The 16,716-nt window shown below is 39.7% G+C and carries 16 protein-coding genes; 6 read left to right on the top strand and 10 right to left on the bottom strand.

Annotated features, from left to right (window positions below):
- Positions 1-2: 2 nt before the first annotated feature.
- The 3 genes from ACSLUH_RS17525 to ACSLUH_RS17515 form a co-directional block, all read right to left on the bottom strand.
- Entirely contained in the window at positions 3-134 is a 132-nt protein-coding gene (locus tag ACSLUH_RS17525) for a DUF3149 domain-containing protein (protein ID WP_448569411.1), read from the bottom strand.
- A gap of 93 nt (positions 135-227) precedes the next feature.
- Positions 228-968 (bottom strand): tetratricopeptide repeat protein, encoded by a 741-nt coding sequence (locus ACSLUH_RS17520; protein WP_448569409.1) that lies wholly within the window; start codon positions 966-968, stop codon positions 228-230.
- Positions 969-1,062: 94 nt separating this feature from the next.
- Positions 1,063-2,961, bottom strand: a complete 1,899-nt coding sequence (locus ACSLUH_RS17515) for an ATP-binding cassette domain-containing protein (RefSeq protein ID WP_448569407.1) — start codon at positions 2,959-2,961, stop codon at positions 1,063-1,065.
- Between the two features lie 91 nt (positions 2,962-3,052).
- Here ACSLUH_RS17515 and ACSLUH_RS17510 point away from each other — a divergent pair, with 91 nt between their 5' ends.
- Entirely contained in the window at positions 3,053-3,253 is a 201-nt protein-coding gene (locus tag ACSLUH_RS17510) for a YheV family putative zinc ribbon protein (protein WP_448569405.1), read from the top strand.
- Between the two features lie 14 nt (positions 3,254-3,267).
- Here ACSLUH_RS17510 and ACSLUH_RS17505 read toward each other — a convergent pair whose 3' ends face one another.
- The gene (locus ACSLUH_RS17505; protein ID WP_448569403.1) at positions 3,268-3,510 is read right to left on the bottom strand and encodes a SlyX family protein; all 243 of its coding nucleotides are present in this window, start codon (positions 3,508-3,510) and stop codon (positions 3,268-3,270) included.
- A complete protein-coding gene (locus ACSLUH_RS17500; RefSeq protein WP_448569401.1) occupies positions 3,492-4,514 on the bottom strand; it encodes a WD40 repeat domain-containing protein in 1,023 nt (340 codons plus the stop codon). The genes ACSLUH_RS17505 and ACSLUH_RS17500 overlap by 19 nt, the downstream gene beginning before the upstream one ends.
- A 102-nt stretch (positions 4,515-4,616) precedes the next feature.
- On the opposite strand from ACSLUH_RS17500, the gene fkpA reads away from it, so the two are divergent.
- Positions 4,617-5,375: an FKBP-type peptidyl-prolyl cis-trans isomerase gene (fkpA, locus tag ACSLUH_RS17495; protein WP_448569399.1), complete on the top strand. Its 759-nt coding sequence runs from the start codon at positions 4,617-4,619 to the stop codon at positions 5,373-5,375.
- 96 nt (positions 5,376-5,471) lie between these two features.
- On the opposite strand, the gene ACSLUH_RS17490 is transcribed toward fkpA, so the two are convergent.
- Entirely contained in the window at positions 5,472-6,362 is an 891-nt protein-coding gene (locus ACSLUH_RS17490; RefSeq protein WP_448569397.1) for a S1/P1 nuclease, read from the bottom strand.
- A 137-nt stretch (positions 6,363-6,499) separates the two neighbouring features.
- Between ACSLUH_RS17490 and ACSLUH_RS17485 the strand changes: the two genes are divergently transcribed.
- The 3 genes from ACSLUH_RS17485 (at position 6,500) to hemE (ending at position 10,640) form a co-directional block, all read left to right on the top strand.
- Positions 6,500-8,422, top strand: coding sequence for a metallophosphoesterase family protein (locus ACSLUH_RS17485; RefSeq protein ID WP_448569395.1), 1,923 nt, complete (start codon positions 6,500-6,502; stop codon positions 8,420-8,422).
- A gap of 240 nt (positions 8,423-8,662) precedes the next feature.
- On the top strand, positions 8,663-9,148 hold the full coding sequence (locus ACSLUH_RS17480) for a hypothetical protein (RefSeq protein WP_448569393.1): 486 nt from the start codon (positions 8,663-8,665) through the stop codon (positions 9,146-9,148).
- Positions 9,149-9,572: 424 nt separating this feature from the next.
- Positions 9,573-10,640 (top strand): uroporphyrinogen decarboxylase, encoded by a 1,068-nt coding sequence (gene hemE / locus ACSLUH_RS17475; RefSeq protein ID WP_448569391.1) that lies wholly within the window; start codon positions 9,573-9,575, stop codon positions 10,638-10,640.
- Between the two features lie 166 nt (positions 10,641-10,806).
- On the opposite strand, the gene sthA is transcribed toward hemE, so the two are convergent.
- Positions 10,807-12,243: a Si-specific NAD(P)(+) transhydrogenase gene (gene sthA, locus ACSLUH_RS17470; protein ID WP_448569389.1), complete on the bottom strand. Its 1,437-nt coding sequence runs from the start codon at positions 12,241-12,243 to the stop codon at positions 10,807-10,809.
- 78 nt (positions 12,244-12,321) lie between these two features.
- Positions 12,322-13,440, bottom strand: a complete 1,119-nt coding sequence (locus tag ACSLUH_RS17465) for a fatty acid desaturase (protein WP_448569387.1) — start codon at positions 13,438-13,440, stop codon at positions 12,322-12,324.
- A 192-nt stretch (positions 13,441-13,632) separates the two neighbouring features.
- Between ACSLUH_RS17465 and fabR the strand changes: the two genes are divergently transcribed.
- Positions 13,633-14,256: an HTH-type transcriptional repressor FabR gene (gene fabR, locus ACSLUH_RS17460; protein ID WP_448569385.1), complete on the top strand. Its 624-nt coding sequence runs from the start codon at positions 13,633-13,635 to the stop codon at positions 14,254-14,256.
- Here the strand turns inward: fabR and trmA are convergent.
- Together trmA and ACSLUH_RS17450 are read right to left on the bottom strand one after the other, a co-directional pair.
- A complete protein-coding gene (trmA, locus tag ACSLUH_RS17455) occupies positions 14,253-15,350 on the bottom strand; it encodes a tRNA (uridine(54)-C5)-methyltransferase TrmA (protein ID WP_448569383.1) in 1,098 nt (365 codons plus the stop codon). The two genes, fabR and trmA, sit on opposite strands and share 4 nt — an antisense overlap.
- A 165-nt stretch (positions 15,351-15,515) precedes the next feature.
- Complete coding sequence (locus ACSLUH_RS17450; RefSeq protein WP_448569381.1) at positions 15,516-15,959, bottom strand: RNA recognition motif domain-containing protein; 444 nt, start codon at positions 15,957-15,959, stop codon at positions 15,516-15,518.
- Between the last annotated feature and the right edge of the window lie 757 nt (positions 15,960-16,716).

Here is a 16,716-nt window from a genome sequence, read left to right as displayed (position 1 = left end):
CGTTATTGTTTATCTTCTGCGATATGTTTCATAAAAAAGTAAACATAGTAACTGCATATGCCGAGGACGACTAAAAGGCCGATGATAGAAATATAAACCACAGGATCATTGAGTAACATGTTAAAAAAGTTCATGCGAAATTCCTTAATTACAAAGTTCGATAAATTTACTGAAACTATTGTAATTAAGGGGCTATATTAAAAGCGTGATCAGGATCAATAAAGTACTTAAAAGCTATTCTCGGACAACATTTTAGTGCGTAAGTCTACTTGCACCAATATTTGTTGATATCGTTTCTCGGCTGCAGCTCTTGCTTCTTTGATATCTTCAATACTTAACTTGCGCTCATCCATATCACGACTTTTTATCGCGGGTTCGTAACCACTTTTTGCAGCAATGGTGTTCCAAATATAAGACTCAATAACGCTTGGTTTTACGCCATTTCCTTCAAAATACATCAAAGCAAGGTTGAACTGAGCTAGTGGGTAGTTTTGTCGTGCAGCTTTTTCATACCAGCGAACCGCCCGGTAGCTGTCCTTTGGCACCCCTTCACCATTAGCATACATAACGCCGAGGTTAAACTGTGCGCTTGGTAAATTTTTATCCGCGGCTTTCTTCATGTATTCAAAAGCAGCTTTGAGATCTTTTTGTACCAAGGTTCCTTCTGAATGCATAACAGACAAGTTAAAAAGAGCCTCGGGGTAATTCTGCATTGCAGCCTTAGTAATTAACTCAACCGCCTTTTGAGGGTCTTTTGATACGCCATAGCCGTTAAGATAAATTTGCCCCATTTGGTATTGAGCTGGAGCATACTCTTCTTCAAGTAACGGAGTAAATTGAGCGATTGCTGCTTTGAACTCTCCACGATTAAGTTCAAACATGCCGAGTTCATAATCACCGTCAAAAGCTTGTGCAGGTAGGTTTAATACAAGAGCCAGTGATAGCGCCGCTAGTGATATTGTTTTCATTGGAATTCCCATCTCTCTGCATTAGTTTGATAACATCAACTGAAAATATTATCTTGTTGTTAGCCTAAGTGTAGCAAAGCATTAGATTTTTCACCTAGCTTTGTGACATGATTTCTTCAATTTTCTCTTCTAACGCTAACCATTCAGTTTCAACAGATTCAATTGATTGTTTTAACGTAGCCTGCTGCTTGAGATACGCTGATAGTTTATCTTTGTGTTCAGACTGATAGATTTCACTATCGGCTAAGATATGCTCCACTGTCTCTAGTTCGTTTTGTAAATCACTTAACTGATTTTCTAACTTAGTGGCTGCTTTTTTAAGAGGTGCTGCTTGTTGTCTCAAATTAGCTTGTTGCTGGCGCAATTGTTTCTTATCAATGGTAACAGTAGGAGAAGATTTTGTTGATTTAACAATGGATTTTTTATCGTCGTTTAACCATTGCTGGTAGTCATCAATATCACCATCAAAGTCGATAACTTTGCCATTGCCAACCAAGTAAAATTCATCGACACATGATTCCAATAAATAGCGGTCATGTGCAATTAGGATGATTGCGCCATCAAAATCTTGTAACGCTAAAACAAGCGCTTGGCGCATTTCCAAATCGAGATGGTTGGTGGGTTCATCGAGTAACAATAATTGCGGTTTTTCTAACACGATAAGTGCTAAAACTAAACGCGCTTTTTCACCCCCTGACATGGTAGCAACTGGATCGAGAGCTTGGTCACCACTAAACCCAAAACGACCAAGAAAGCTTCTTGCTTGCAGTTCACCATATTCAGGTTTGGCTCTTAAAATATGCTCGACACCATTTGAGCTTGCGTGCAACTGCTCTAGTTGGTGTTGAGAAAAATAGCCGATTCTAAGCTCTTGGGCACAGTAGCGCTGTCCTGAAAGCGAATGAATGTCACCGGCAAGTGTTTTAATTAGCGTAGATTTACCCGCCCCGTTACGCCCCAACAATCCGATACGGCTACCAGGGACTAAGGTTAATGAAACCTGTTCTAAAATTTTAATATGCTCACCATAGCCGCAATCAACGTTGTCGAGCGACAGTAGCGGGTATGGCATATGTTCGGGCGCTTCAAATTGAAAGGTGAATTGACTATCAACATGAGCTGGCGCTAAATCTGGTAATTTTTGTAAGCGCTTTAAACGGCTTTGAGCTTGTTTAGCTTTACTGGCTTTAGCTCTAAAACGGTCAACAAATGCGGTTAAGTGAGCGACTTCTTTTTGTTGCTTTTGATATTGGGCTTCTTGCTGCGCAAGTTGCTCAGCTCTTTGTCGCTCAAATGAGCTATAGTTGCCAGAGTATAATTTCGCTTGCTGACGTTCGATATGTAAGATTTGTCCAACGACATCATCCAGAAAATCTCGGTCATGAGATATTAAGACCAAGGTGCCAGTAAAGCGCTTTAACCATCGCTGTAACCAAATTACCGCGTCGAGATCTAAATGGTTAGTCGGTTCATCTAGCAGCAGCAAATCGGCTCTGCTAATTAATGCTTGTGCTAAGTTCAAGCGCATTCGCCAACCACCAGAGAAGCTTTTAACGGGTTGTGTAAGTTGATCTTGTAAAAAACCTAAACCGTGAAGCAATTCACCTGCCCTTGCAGGAAGACTATAACCATGAATGGTATCGATTTGATTTAATATCGTGGCTTCTTTGTTACCATCTTGGTCAGCTCTAGCTTGCTCAAGTGCGCTTTCTAATTGTCGGTATTCTTTGTCGCCATCGATAACATAGTCTAGCGCTGAGCATTCCAGTGCCGGGGTTTCTTGTTTTACGGTGGCAATTTTCCAGCTTGTTGGAAGTGTTAGATCTCCTGCATCAGGTTGCAATTGACCTAACAAAGCGGCGAACAACGATGATTTACCACAACCATTAGCACCTACTAATCCGACTTTATGGTTGGAATGAATGGTAAAGTTTGACTGATTAATGAGGTTTTTTACCCCGCGGTCTAAACTTAAATCAGTTGCAATGATCATATATTTCCTTGAAAAACTACGCTGGGTACTATTGTCGCTTTTACACCCCCTTGCTTTCAAGGTAAAATGAGGGCTAGGCTTATAAATTATAATGATTAGTGTGAAAAAACGATTTATCGCAGGGGCTATTTGCCCCAAATGTCAGGCAATGGATACCATGGCTCTGACCAAAGAAAACAATATTGAAACCGTTACCTGTGTTAGTTGTGGTGAAAAAATGACGCAACCAGAACAGCAAGTCGAAAAGGAAGTTAGAGCAAACGAACAGGTGATCGGCGTCTTCAAACCTTAAATTTAGAACGGTTTCTAATAATGTGGCGGCGGTGGTTCATCTTCAGGTCTGCTGATACCTGTTTGTTGATTAGATTCTTTAATTCGTTTTGCCAGTAACTGTAATTGTGCCTTTAATTCACCTATTTGCGATTGATGAATGGCGAGTTCATGATTTAATTGTTCAATAACATCATCTTGAAAAGCGTTACGAGACTCTAGCGTTTCTATTTTACTTTCAAGATATTCGATGGTTAGGTCTATTGGCTTATCGGCCATAATTCAGCGTACCCAGAGGAAGATTCAGTAATAATGTGGGCATTATCGCTAAAAGCGATAGCATAAACAACTGCGCCGGCGGGACGAGTACCTTTTTTAGGGGTGACACGCCAACTTCTCAGGCGCTTGCCGGTATGTAAATCCCAAATACTGACTTTTCGAGATGGCGCACCTGTTGCCACAAATAAGCCATCATCTGAAAAAGTAACCGCGCTAAAAACTTCTTGTCGATTGCTAAAATGAAGCTGACTGATCAATTCTCCAGTTTTTAAGCTCCATATATTCGCGGATTTTTTGCTATCTGCGGTAAAGGCAAAACGTCCTTTTGAATCGATAGCGACATACGTGACTCGACTAGGATGATTAAAGCGATAAATCACTTGTCCTGTTTGTGTATCCCACACATAGGCGATAAAGTCATTGCCACCAGATAATGCGATGCGACCATTGGGCAGTAAATCAACCGAATTAACTTTTTCGCTATGGCCTAGAAATTCGAGTCTACGCCCCGTTTTTGGCGAAAGGTGAATGACTTTCCCGTCTGCTTGACCAAGTAACAATGAATTAGCGTTATTGGCCAGTGCAACGTCGCGAATCGTTGAGTCGCTTATTTTCCAAAAACCGATAGCCTCGCCACTTTCAATACTCCAAATTGAAAAGTTACTGCGACTTGCGGCGAGTACATGGCTATTGTCATAAGCAATATCTAAGGCGAGAACCAAATTATCGGCGTCATCTTGTTGTTGAGACCAATTGTATTTTAACGTGTTGCTTTCGAGATCCCAGAGGTTGATTCCATGATGCACTGAGGAAACAACACTATATTTTGCATCATACGATATATCTGCAGCATAAGCGGCCTCTCCAGCATGTTGCCAGCGCTGGATAGGTTGCTCTGCAACGGGTTGGCAGGCAATTGATGTCAAGGCAAAGACAGCCCAAATTAGCGGGCGAAAAGCGTGCTTACTAAATTCCAATCGATTAATGCTTTTTTCTCGGTTCATTTATCGTTAGTATAAGTGCCTTTTACAAGTAATGTATACCATTACCAAAATAATTGAAGGTCGTGAAATAAGATTGCACGGCTGGTTTTAACGGAGAATTAAATGAAATTGTTTAAACCCACGCTAGTGGCAATTGCGTTAGTTTCAATGGTTGGTTGTCAACAAGAAGCAAAACAAGAAGAAAAAGCGCCGGTATTAGATACTGAAATTCAAAAGCAAGCTTATGGCTTAGGTGCGTCAATTGGTATGTACATGACACGCAACTTAGCTGAGCAAGAGAAGTTAGGTGTCACTTTAGACCAAGATCTTATCGTTCGTGGTTTTATGGATAGCTTGGCTGACAAATCAGTAATCGAACAAGAAGAAATTCAGACGTTACTTATGAGCTTAGATCAAACGATGAAAACTAAGCAACAAGAGCAAATTAAGTTAGCGGCAGAGCAAAGCTTAGCAGAAGGTCAAAAATATTTAAAAGAGAATGCTAAGAAAGAAGGCGTTCAAGTCACTGAATCGGGCCTTCAATATTCTGTGATCACTGAAGGTAGCGGTGACAAGCCAGCGGCTACTGATACCGTTAAAGTTCACTACACTGGTACTTTCTTAAATGGTGAAGTTTTCGATAGTTCTGTAGAGCGCGGTCAACCAGCTGAGTTTCCATTAAATCGTGTTATCTCAGGTTGGACAGAAGGTGTTCAATTAATGCCAGTTGGTTCTAAGTATAAGTTTACTATTCCATCAGACCTAGCTTACGGTCCAAATGGTAATCCACCACGCATTCCTGGTAACTCGGTATTAGAGTTTGAAATTGAATTACTTGAGATTCAAAAACCAGAAGCTCCGCAAGAGTTAGGTGAAAAATAATTGGTCATTGACTTGGGTCTGTAGACCTTTGTTTATTGATGATAAAAAAGGCTTTGCATTGCAAAGCCTTTTCTTTTTCTATGATTTGTTACGTTTTTATAAAGTATAACGCAAAATATTTGATAATCGTTGCGCGGCGAGATGAATTCTTTTAAGAAGTACGTCCTGATAGTGTTGATGATAACCTTCAGTGATAACTATCGCTTGTTCATCTTTACTTTTACAAAACTCCCCCGCTAACGTGCAGTATTGAAACCTTTGACTGCGAACCAATGAGATTGATTCGCTAGCCCACTGATAGACATGCCCTTCCTGCCACACTGATTGAGCGGACAATAAATCCAAGTGCTTTAACTGTTGGTAAAGGTAGGCAAAAGGTGTTGAGTCAACGGGTAGCTTTTCGATATAGAGTAAGCATTGATCCCAGTACCAATGGAGGTTATTACAACGGCCAAACTTTGGCACAACCTTGACTTTGCTTCCGCCTAAGTCACTGGCATAAGAAACGTGTAGAGGTTGATGGATATCACCAAGCCAATGCCCCAAAAACAAAAGTGCTTCTTTTCTCTCTTTTATCGATTTTGCCTGTTTTAATTGCCTAGCATGAAAAATGATTGCTTGAGTGAGGCAGTTTTGCTGACAAGATCTTGCTGTTATTTTCGCTTGGTTTCTAGGCACATTAATAAAGTGCCATGATTTGTAACGGTCATATTGACTATCTCTCTTGATTGCATCGGCCCAGGTGCAGGCACTGGCAAAATTAACGATAGCGTCGCCCTTTTGATAATTATATTGGTTAATTAATGTCACTTCCGCTTTCGATAACGTACTAAGAATGCCGTCAATCTCTTTTTGTGATTGGGCAGGTAATAAGTCATAACTAAGCTGACACACGAGTTGATGTCCTAATTTACTCAGTGCATAACTCAGAGGCGGGAAAGATAGCGTTAGTAAAGCCAACAGTCGGATAATTATTTTGTTTCGCATAATGTTGTTGAAGAAATATTGTTAAAAGCAAAGATATATTGGTTTAAAAAGAAAAGCGAGTTTATAAAGGTTGATTGTAAGCAGGGCAAGACGATAACATCTTTACCTAAAAATAAATTAGTATTGGACATAGTGAATTGAATGTAGCTCAATTGCCAGCGATTATAGCTGGGCCCATTTTGCGTCATGTGACACCAAATCAAATAACGCTGTGGTTGGTGACCAGTAAGCCTTTTCAGTTTGGCTTTTGGTTACAGGCACTAGGTGGTTCTCAACCACTTTTTGACCAGCAGCTGTTGCCAGAGCAGGTCAATCAAGTGCAAGTTGGTGAGCGAGCGTTTATTAATCTACTCTCGATTAAACTCGATAAGCCTTTACCCGTTAAACAGGTACTTTACTACGATCTGCTTTTACAGCATGAGCAAAAACAACAACGTTTAGTCGAGTTGATGCCTGAGATTTGCTACGCAGAACAGGATTATCCAAGCTTTATTATTAATAGTACCTTGCATTCGGTCGCTCATGGCTCCTGTCGAAAACCGCATTGCGATAGTGACGATGCTTTAGTTAGACTAGATGAACATGTAAGTGAGTGCTTAATTAAGCCAGAGCTAAGGCCTAACCTGCTGGTGATGTCTGGTGATCAGGTTTATACCGATGATGTTTCTGGGCCGATGATTGTCGCTATCCATCAAGTTATTGAGCTATTAGGGCTCTATGAAGAAAGCTGGCAAGGTGCTCAGGCTAATAACAGCCAAGCGTTATTTGAAAGTCCTTATTGCTATTATCAGCGTGATAAATTGCTGCCCTACAATTCCGCTAATAAAGTATTGTATGACAAATTTTTTGCTGCCAGCAAAAAACCTATTTTTACCTCTGTTAATGCGAAAAACCATCTAGTGACCTTGGCAGAGGTACTGGCAATGTATATGTTAGTGTGGTCTGATGAACTGTGGAAACGCGTTGATTTATCTAAACATGCGATCGCAGAGCCGCATCTTGCGTTGTACCAAAAGGAAAAGGCATCGATTGAGTCGTTTGTTAACGGCTTAGCCAACGTTAAAAGGGTGCTGGCGCATTTGCCTGTGTATATGATTTTTGATGATCATGACGTTACCGATGATTGGAACTTAACCCGAGGTTGGGAAGAAGCCGCCTACAATCACCCATTTTCAAAACGTATTATTGGTAATGCCCTTATTGGCTATTATTTTTGCCAAGGGTGGGGGAATGCACCGGATAACTTCGGTGACATCACTGAAAAGCATCATCAATATTTTTCCGAACAAGGTTACCAATCTCTCGATGAATTCATTGAAATCATGCTTAATTGGCAACAGTGGCATTACAGTTTAGCAACGTCACCTAAAATGATAGTTCTTGATACCCGTACTCGGCGTTGGCGCTCGGAAAGCAATGCGGGTAAACCTTCAGGGCTAATGGATTGGGAAGCGCTGTCTGAATTACAACAAGAGCTAATCAATGAGCCAAGTGTTATTCTGGTGTCAGCCGCGCCGATTTATGGCGTGAAATTGATTGAAACTGTACAGCGGATATTTACCTTTTTTGGTCAGCCGCTGATGGTTGATGCCGAAAACTGGATGGCTCACAAAGGTACCGCTAATGTCATGTTAAATATTTTTCGTCACGCAAAAACGCCGCCGAACTTTATAATTCTCTCCGGCGATGTCCATTACTCTTTTGTCTATGAGGTCACTCACCGCTTTAAACGCAGTAGTTCTAAAATATTGCAAGTAACTTGTAGCGGCATTAAAAACCAGTTTCCTGCTAAGTTATTGTTATGGTTTGAGCGGCTAAACCGCTTTTTATATGCCAGCTACTCACCGCTAAATTGGTTTACTAAGCGCCGTGGTATGAAAGTTAAGGTACGCAAACCGATGTTAGCTGGTAAACCTGCTCGAAGTACCTTAGTTAATCAGAGTGGTATCGGATTGTTGCAACTATCTGATGATGCCTCTGAAATAGAGACTGTGTTGCTGACCAGTGATCAGCAAACCATTCGCTTTCAGCGGGCTCAAGAGAGTGATGAGCGGTTTTAATACAATGTACATCTAAAAACTTTCTGTATTAAAGGAAAGAGCGAAGTGAGTGCTTAAAAGCAAAGCTCTTTATCCCAGATTTAGTATACGTTTTTACTATTAAGCCTGAAAAATTGTAGAATTTTTGCTTATAAATGTATTTCCTCTGTGAAGTGGCTTTGTTTTTTGAAGAGGGATATTGTATTTTTTTTTGTTATATAGTTGTATCGGCATTACATTAAAAATTAAGGATGATTGTGTATGAAAGTGCATTGGAATTTTACATTTCTTTATATTATAACGTTTTCTTCTTCCATAGGAGCCTCTGAGGTATATCAGTGTGAAGTAGATGGCGTTACCACTTATAGTCAAATACCCTGTGGTGTAAATGAAGAAAAACTAACTGTAGAGAGTGCGAATGTTGTTGGAGGGCGACCAAAGGAGCAACTTAATACGCATAGTAACCAAGTCAAAAGTGACAACACACAGTCATTTATCCTGAAGCGAAAGATCAGACGACATGAAGCTAAAATCAGCATGTACACCAATAAGATGAAAAAAGAAGTTGAATTGTTAAAAGTAAGAACAACTTATGCAAATAACAACCTAGCGGGAGCTATTTATCAGGATGCATTAAGCCAAGAAATGATTGCTGTTACTAATAAATATAATTCTCTAATTAATCGTGAAAAGGGAATAATTAGTAGACTAAAGGAGCAATTAACTGATGAAAGTCAGGACAATTAAATCTGAAGAGGCGCCCCTCGCTTTTTGATAAATTAGTTTAATAGGATGTCCGTGCGTTCGTGGGGAAACTTTGGTAATAAAAAAGCCTTACCAAAAGGTAAGGCCTGAAATGCTCGCTGTATGGTCTAGTTATTATCTAGCTTCTTTTTAGTTATCTTCTTAACTAGCGCGGGGTATTTTATAGCAAAGCATTTTTAGCCATGCAACAACTTTATTAGAGCATTTATACCACGACTTTTTTCGTATTAAATTCTAAATTTCTTAACATAAAGGCAACGTTTTTTTTAATGCTATGACATACAAAGCGATTATCATGATAAGCGAAAATTGTATTTTGAATTCACAATAAGTTTTGATGTAGAACATGGATCAAAAAAAATTTAATTGTTAGAATGCGCGCACTTTAATTATTGGAATCTGGTCAATGACTGAATTGAAAAACGACACTTACCTTCGCGCACTAATGCGTCAACCTGTAGATTACACCCCAGTATGGATGATGAGACAAGCAGGGCGCTATTTACCTGAATATCGTGAAGTAAGAGCCAACGCAGGTGATTTCATGTCATTGTGTCGTGATGCAGAGTTTGCATGTGAGGTTACCTTGCAACCTTTACGTCGTTTTCCATTAGATGCGGCAATTTTATTCAGTGATATTTTAACCATTCCCGATGCAATGGGATTAGGGCTTTATTTTGAAACCGGTGAAGGTCCAAAATTTGAACGACCAATTTTATCAAAAGCAGATGTTGAAAAAATTGCCGTTCCTGATCCTGAAGATGAATTGGGTTACGTGATGAACGCGGTAAAGACAATTCGTCGAGAGCTTAAAGGTGAAGTGCCATTAATTGGTTTTTCTGGTAGCCCTTGGACATTGGCTACCTATATGGTTGAAGGTGGCAGCTCAAAAGCCTTTACAAAAATTAAAAAAATGATGTTTGCTGAGCCACAAACTTTGCATATGTTATTAGACAAGTTAGCAGAATCGGTGATCAGTTATCTCAACGCCCAAATCGCGAATGGTGCGCAATCGGTGATGGTATTTGACACCTGGGGTGGGGTTTTATCACCACGTGATTATCAAGAATTTTCTTTACAGTATATGGCGAAAATTGTTGATGGGTTAACTCGCCACGCTGATGGTCGTACCGTTCCGGTAACTTTGTTTACTAAAAATGGTGGCATGTGGTTAGAGTCTATTGCTGCAACAGGTTGTGACGCGGTAGGTCTTGATTGGACTATCGATATTGAAGACGCTAAAGCCAGAGTTGGTGATAAGGTAGCGTTACAAGGTAATATGGACCCTTCAATGCTTTATGCGCCTAAAGAGCGCATTGAACAGGAAGTGGCTAAAATCTTGGCTGGCTTTGGCGATACGGGTACCGGTCATGTATTTAACCTTGGGCATGGCATTCATCCAGATGTTAATCCTGAGCATGCGGGTTATTTTATCGATGCGGTGCGTCGATTAAGTCAGCCTTATCATAAATAACCAAAATAATCGCCAATCATTAAAACAGGAGCTAATGCTCCTTTTTTAATGATAAACAACAGTTTTCGCTAAGGTTTCGTTTTAAATCTCTGCCAATGCCAGTAACACCCAAGCTTTTCTGTGACTGGCTCGCTAAATACTATTTACCCATGGTAATTTTAGCTAACTAAAATAGGCGGTTTAAGCCATTTAATGCCGCAACGCGAAATGCTTCTGCCATGGTTGGGTAGTTAAAGGTAGTATTGACAAAGTATTCTATCGTATTGCCCTTACCTTTTTGTTGCATTATTGCCTGACCAATATGAATGATCTCCGCGGCATTTTCACCGAAGCAATGGATACCTAATATTTCCTTAGTTTCTCGATGGAAAAGAATTTTCAGAGAACCGACTAAGCTGTTCGCTATTTGTGCTCTGGCGAGATGTTTAAATTGAGAACGTCCAACTTCATAAGGAATTTTAGCTTCCGTTAACTCCTGTTCAGTTTTGCCGACTGAACTTATTTCAGGGATAGTGTAGATACCCGTTGGAATATCGGCAATTAACTTGGCGGTACTCTTATTATCCAGCATTGCTGATGCAGCCAAACGACCTTGATCATAGGCTGCACTGGCGAGGCTTGGATAACCAATCACATCTCCTACAGCATAGATATTGTCGATGGCGGTTTGATAATGGTCATTAACCTTTAATTGCCCGCGGCCATCGGCGGTTAAGCCGGCGTTCTCTAAATTTAGTGCGGCAGTATTGCCGGTTCTGCCATTTGCCCATAATAAGCAGTCAGCCTTCATCTTCTTGCCTGACTCTAAATGAACCACAACATGATCGTCTGTTGCTTCTACCCGCTTAATTTGTTCACCATGACGAATAACAACGCCATTGTTCCAAAAATGATAGCTGAGTGCGTCTGACATTTCGTCATCTAGAAATGACAACAAGCGATCGCGCGTATTAATTAAGTCTACCTTAACGCTTAACCCTCTAAAGATTGACGCATATTCGCTACCAATAACACCTGCACCATAGATGATCACAGAGCGAGGATCATGTTGCAGTGATAAAATAGTATCTGAATCATAGATCCTTGGGTGGTCAAAGTTGATATCATTGGGACGATATGGGTGAGAACCGGTAGCGATGACGATTTGCTCGGCGGTTAATGTTTCAATTGAACCATCTGGCTTAACAATCTTTAAGCTATGGCGATCGATAAACGAGGCCTCACCTACGATATGGCTAACGCGATTCCTGTCATAAAAGCCACTACGTAATTGAACTTGCTTGCGAATAACAGCAGAAGCATGACTTAAAATATCTGAAAAGGTTAAGTGCTTTGCTTTTTCATGTTGTCGAAATAGTGGATTTGAATTGTATTCGATTAATCGCGAAACACTTTGCCTTAATGCTTTAGAAGGAATGGTTCCCCAGTGAGTGCAACCGCCACCAACATCTTTATAACGTTCAATGATGGCAACGCGTTTGTTCTTCTTTGCTAGCTCCATCGAAGCCCCTTCTCCGCCGGGGCCTGTACCAATGATGATGGCGTCGTAGTCAAACGTGGTGCGAGGCTGATCTGTTTCGGTTTGATTATTTTTCTTGGTCAAAGCAATGATCCTAATTCCACACTAAAATTAAAAAAATAGTAGCAGGAATTAGGCGAGAGGTAACTAGCTAATCACCAGTTAAGCATATTTTTCAATAAAACCATGCCAACTTTGTTGTTGTTCTTGAAGATGCTTCTTAAGTTCTTGATAACGCTTCATCAACTCAGATTTCTCGACGTCAGCAACCAGTTGTTGTTTTTTCACTGCCAGTAATTGTTTTTTGGCATCGTAAAATTCATTCAATCTAACAATAAGCGCATCGTACTCTTGTTGAAGCTTAAGCAGCAGCTGTTCAGCGTCAGGGTGATATTTTAATTTCTGTTGTTTTCGTTTTAACACCATAGCTAGGCGTGCTTTTTCAACTTTATCTTCTGGGCTGGTGCGTAAATTTCGCGTCAGTCCTAAATAATAACAACTCTTTATCAACCATTTTGTTGGGTCAAATTGCCACCAACGAATGCCATTACGGTAATCATTTTCAAAGATATGATGATAGTTGTGGTAGCCCTCTCCAAAGGTGAAAAATGCTAAAAAACCATTGTCTCGAGCTGTATTCTTTTCGGTGTAGGTTTGCTTACCCCATATATGCGCTAAAGAATTGATGAAGAATGTGGTGTGATGGCTCAATACCAGGCGTAAGAAGCCGACGAGTAATAAGCTACTAATTACATCACCATGCCACATACCAAAGGCTAATGGAATACCAAAGTTTAGCGAGACAGTTAACAATAGATAATGCTTATGCTGCCACATCACAATAGCGTCTTTTTGCAAATCTCTTACATTGTCATAATTGTTATAACGATGCGCTTGGTACTCTCTTAACATCCAACCGATATGTGAATACCAAAATCCACGTTTTGCTGAATATGGATCGACATCATTATTATCAACGTGTTTGTGATGTATACGATGATCAGAAGACCAATGCAATATACTGTTTTGCAGCGCAAAAGCCCCACCTAGCGCATAAAGTAATCGTAGCGACCAATGGGCTTGATAAGTTTTATGGGACCATAATCTATGATAACCCGCCGTAATTGACATACCGCAATAGATAAAACAAATAATTGCCATAATAATTTCTGCGCTATCAAATCCATGAGTTATAGCTCGATAAGGAACGGCAATGGCAGCAAAAAGGAAGGTGATCAGGAATACGCTGACATTCAGCCAAATGATTTTAGGTTTATTCATTGAGTTGTCCGCAGAGTTATCTTTAATATTTCAGTGTACACATGTACGCTATTTTAATGTTGACGTAATTTGAGTCAAGTGCTTTGTGGTAATTTTTAGTGAAGAAATTAGTGGATATAATCTAAGCGACTAGCAATACACGAATATTTCAGTATTATGACCAAGATCGAAAACGAGTAGGAGCCATCATTAATGGCGGGTATTAGAGCACAGCAAAAAGAGAAAACCAGGCGACAATTAATTGATGCTGCATTGGGGCAACTGAGCAGTGAACGCAGTTTTTCAAGTCTTAGTTTACGTGAAGTGGCCAAAGAAGCAGGACTAGCACCAACATCTTTTTACCGTCATTTTAGTGATATGGATGAACTAGGTTTAACGCTGGTGGATGAAGCGGGTTTGACGCTACGACAATTGATGCGCCAAGCAAGACAGCGAATTGAAAAAGGCGGCTCTGTTATTAAAATTTCCGTCTTAACCTTTATGGAGTTTATCGAAAATAACGGCAATATATTCCGATTGTTATTGCGAGAACGTTCCGGTACTTCCGCTGCTTTTCGTGCCGCGGTCAACAGAGAAATCAGTTATTTTACTTTGGAGTTGTGTGATTACTTGCAGCAGGCTAATAAGATGAATGCTGAAGTTGCATATATGCAAGCCAATGCTGCGGTAACTATTGTCTTTAGTGCAGGTTCAGATGCTTTAGATATGAATAAAAAGGAACGAGAGCAACTTTCAGAGCGAACTATTCAACAACTGCGTTTTATCGCGCGAGGCGCAGCTGAATTCAGTCAACGCCTAGAAAGTCATAAAACTTAGTTTTTTCGTGTCAGTATGACACCCGTTTCCACGTGGTCGGTGTAAGGAAATTGATCAAAGAGAGCAAGCTCTTTTATCTCATGGGTTTTAGTTAAGTGCTGCAAATTATCTTTTAATGTATGTGGATTACATGAAATGTAAATAATGTCATTAAAACGGCTTACAAGTTCAACACTGTCTGGATCTAAACCTGCTCTCGGAGGGTCAACAAGCACCGTATCATAATCATAACCCGTTAAATCAAAGCCTTCTAAACGACGAAAAGTTCGCTCACCGTTCATTGCTTGGCTAAATTCCTCACTCGACATACGAACAATATCGATATTATCCAGGTTATTCATTTTAATATTGAACTGCGCAGAATTCACCGATGATTTTGAAATTTCAGTACCCAATACACGGTTAAAATTCTTAGCCAAAGCAATACTAAAGTTGCCATTCCCACAATAGAGCTCGATAAGATCGCCGCCTTTACCCTGAGTCGCCTCTTGGGCCCATAACAGCATTTTTTCATTTACCTTGGCATTAGGTTGAGTAAAACTATTTTCAACTTGTTGATAACGAAAAACGTCTTCACCAACATTAAGTGTTTCCGTGACATAGTCTTTGTCTATAATGACTTTTTGTTTACGTGCTCTACCAATAATATCGACAGGTGCAATGGTTGACAGCTTTTCACGTAATACAGATGTCGCTTTTTGCCATTCGTCATCAAGCTGGCGATGATATAACAAACTGATTAATGCTTCGCCACTTAATGTCGAAAGAAAGTCTACTTGAAATAAGCGCTCTCTTAATATCGGAAAATCTTTAATCTCTTTAATCAAGGCTGTCATGAGTGTATTAATCAGCGTGCTAGCAACAGGAAATTCATCCACTCTGAATTTTTGCTTGGTACTTGAGTCAAACATGATGTAATACAAATCATCACCATCATGCCAAACCCTAAACTCAGCACGTTGTCGATAGTTTAAAGGCTCTGAACAATACAAAATAAATTCTGGTCCATTGAATTTGGCAAACAAGTCAGTCATTCTTTGTTTTTTTTCTGATAACTGCGCATCGTAAAACTTGGGATTAATATGACTGAGCATGTGTTGTCCTATCTATCGGGGAAAATAAAAGCGCGAATTTTATCGTTACACGCAGTTTTGTCCAGTACTTGCTGGCAATTAATTATAGCGAAGGGAGCGTGATAACTTAAATTAATGATGGCGCGTAAATTAAGATAAAAAAAATCCGCCAATTGGCGGATTCTTTTATTCGTCGTCGGACTTTTCTGGTCGTTCTTTAGCTTCTCGAACTTTTAATGTTCGTTGTTGAAACTCAGAATCATTGAGTTTTCGAATTACGTGATCAGCATCAGATGCGGAAATTTCGACAAAACCAAAACCTCTTCTTTTTCCGGTTTGTTTGTCTTTCATTAACCTAACTGATTGCACTTGACCATATTCAGCAAATAGCGCTCTAACTGCGCCTTCATTTGCTCGGTAGGGTAAGTTACCAACATAAAGGGTTTTTATTTCAAGAGTAGCTTCGTCTTCTGAAGTAGGTTTACTGATAAACAGTGACGGAAGAATTGCGCTGATAAATGCAATAGCTGCTGCTATTATTCCGGTAACTTCAATAGATTGAGCGATAAAAAACGCTATACCAGCTAGGACAATAGCTATGATGAGCGTAGTAATGTGAGAAGATTTCATACGAAATACCTAATAATTATTATATAAAAATCAAAACAGTGCCGATTCTATGTTACCCAGCTTTTAGTATTGTGCAAGATAATCTGTATAATTTTCTTACAATTATCGTTTCTTGGCGGTCTTTACTCTGTTCTTTTATTGAATTATGGCCATTAAAAATAGTTAAAAGCTTTAATAATCGACAATTTGCTGTTTTTACCAACAAACAGTAAAAAATATGAAAAAAGATCTTGATCCTTTTTCTCAAATGCCTACAATGCGCATCCGCTTTCAGGGGAAACGTTGAAAGCAGTAAAGTAATGTTTTTAACGCTTTCGTTTTAAACAAAAGGTTAAAAGATTATTTTACGACGTTTTTGTCAAGAGATTGAGCAGGAACGGGTTAATGAAACAGTTGAAAACGAGTTGAACTTTTTAAAACTTTTTTCAAAATAAATGTTGACATTAACAACCAGGTGCGTAAAATGCGCATCTCGCTTCGGGCAAGGCCTAAAGCGGAATGAGTTAAACGAATGCGATTTAACTTTTTCTTCAAGCAAATGTGTTTTGAAGAAGTTCTTTAACAAGTAGTTATCATGCAATTTGTGTGGGCACTCACATTGATGTTGGTTTTACCAGCTACTTAGGTAGCAAAACTAAACTTAATGATGATGACACACAAGACAAAATTTACTTTTTAAGTAATGCAAGTTTTATATGTACAGATTCATTGAGCCGAGAATTTATTTCTCACAAACGATTTTAATTGAAGAGTTTGA

This window comes from Thalassotalea ganghwensis (assembly GCF_053485795.1).
Note: the sequence above shows the minus strand (reverse complement) of the source record. Positions and strands in the feature narration are given on the sequence as shown.

Bases quoted from the DNA above. Each gene is read 5' to 3' on its own strand.
- hemE (WP_448569391.1), top strand. From the start codon at position 9,573: ATGACTGAATTGAAAAACGACACTTACCTTCGCGCACTAATGCGTCAA.
- ACSLUH_RS17450 (WP_448569381.1), bottom strand. From the start codon at position 15,959: ATGAAATCTTCTCACATTACTACGCTCATCATAGCTATTGTCCTAGCT.
- ACSLUH_RS17520 (WP_448569409.1), bottom strand. From the start codon at position 968: ATGAAAACAATATCACTAGCGGCGCTATCACTGGCTCTTGTATTAAAC.
- ACSLUH_RS17515 (WP_448569407.1), bottom strand. From the start codon at position 2,961: ATGATCATTGCAACTGATTTAAGTTTAGACCGCGGGGTAAAAAACCTC.
- trmA (WP_448569383.1), bottom strand. From the start codon at position 15,350: ATGCTCAGTCATATTAATCCCAAGTTTTACGATGCGCAGTTATCAGAA.
- ACSLUH_RS17500 (WP_448569401.1), bottom strand. From the start codon at position 4,514: ATGAACCGAGAAAAAAGCATTAATCGATTGGAATTTAGTAAGCACGCT.
- ACSLUH_RS17525 (WP_448569411.1), bottom strand. From the start codon at position 134: ATGAACTTTTTTAACATGTTACTCAATGATCCTGTGGTTTATATTTCT.
- ACSLUH_RS17510 (WP_448569405.1), top strand. From the start codon at position 3,053: ATGATTAGTGTGAAAAAACGATTTATCGCAGGGGCTATTTGCCCCAAA.
- ACSLUH_RS17465 (WP_448569387.1), bottom strand. From the start codon at position 13,440: ATGAATAAACCTAAAATCATTTGGCTGAATGTCAGCGTATTCCTGATC.
- ACSLUH_RS17505 (WP_448569403.1), bottom strand. From the start codon at position 3,510: ATGGCCGATAAGCCAATAGACCTAACCATCGAATATCTTGAAAGTAAA.
- fabR (WP_448569385.1), top strand. From the start codon at position 13,633: ATGGCGGGTATTAGAGCACAGCAAAAAGAGAAAACCAGGCGACAATTA.
- ACSLUH_RS17490 (WP_448569397.1), bottom strand. From the start codon at position 6,362: ATGCGAAACAAAATAATTATCCGACTGTTGGCTTTACTAACGCTATCT.
- fkpA (WP_448569399.1), top strand. From the start codon at position 4,617: ATGAAATTGTTTAAACCCACGCTAGTGGCAATTGCGTTAGTTTCAATG.
- ACSLUH_RS17480 (WP_448569393.1), top strand. From the start codon at position 8,663: ATGAAAGTGCATTGGAATTTTACATTTCTTTATATTATAACGTTTTCT.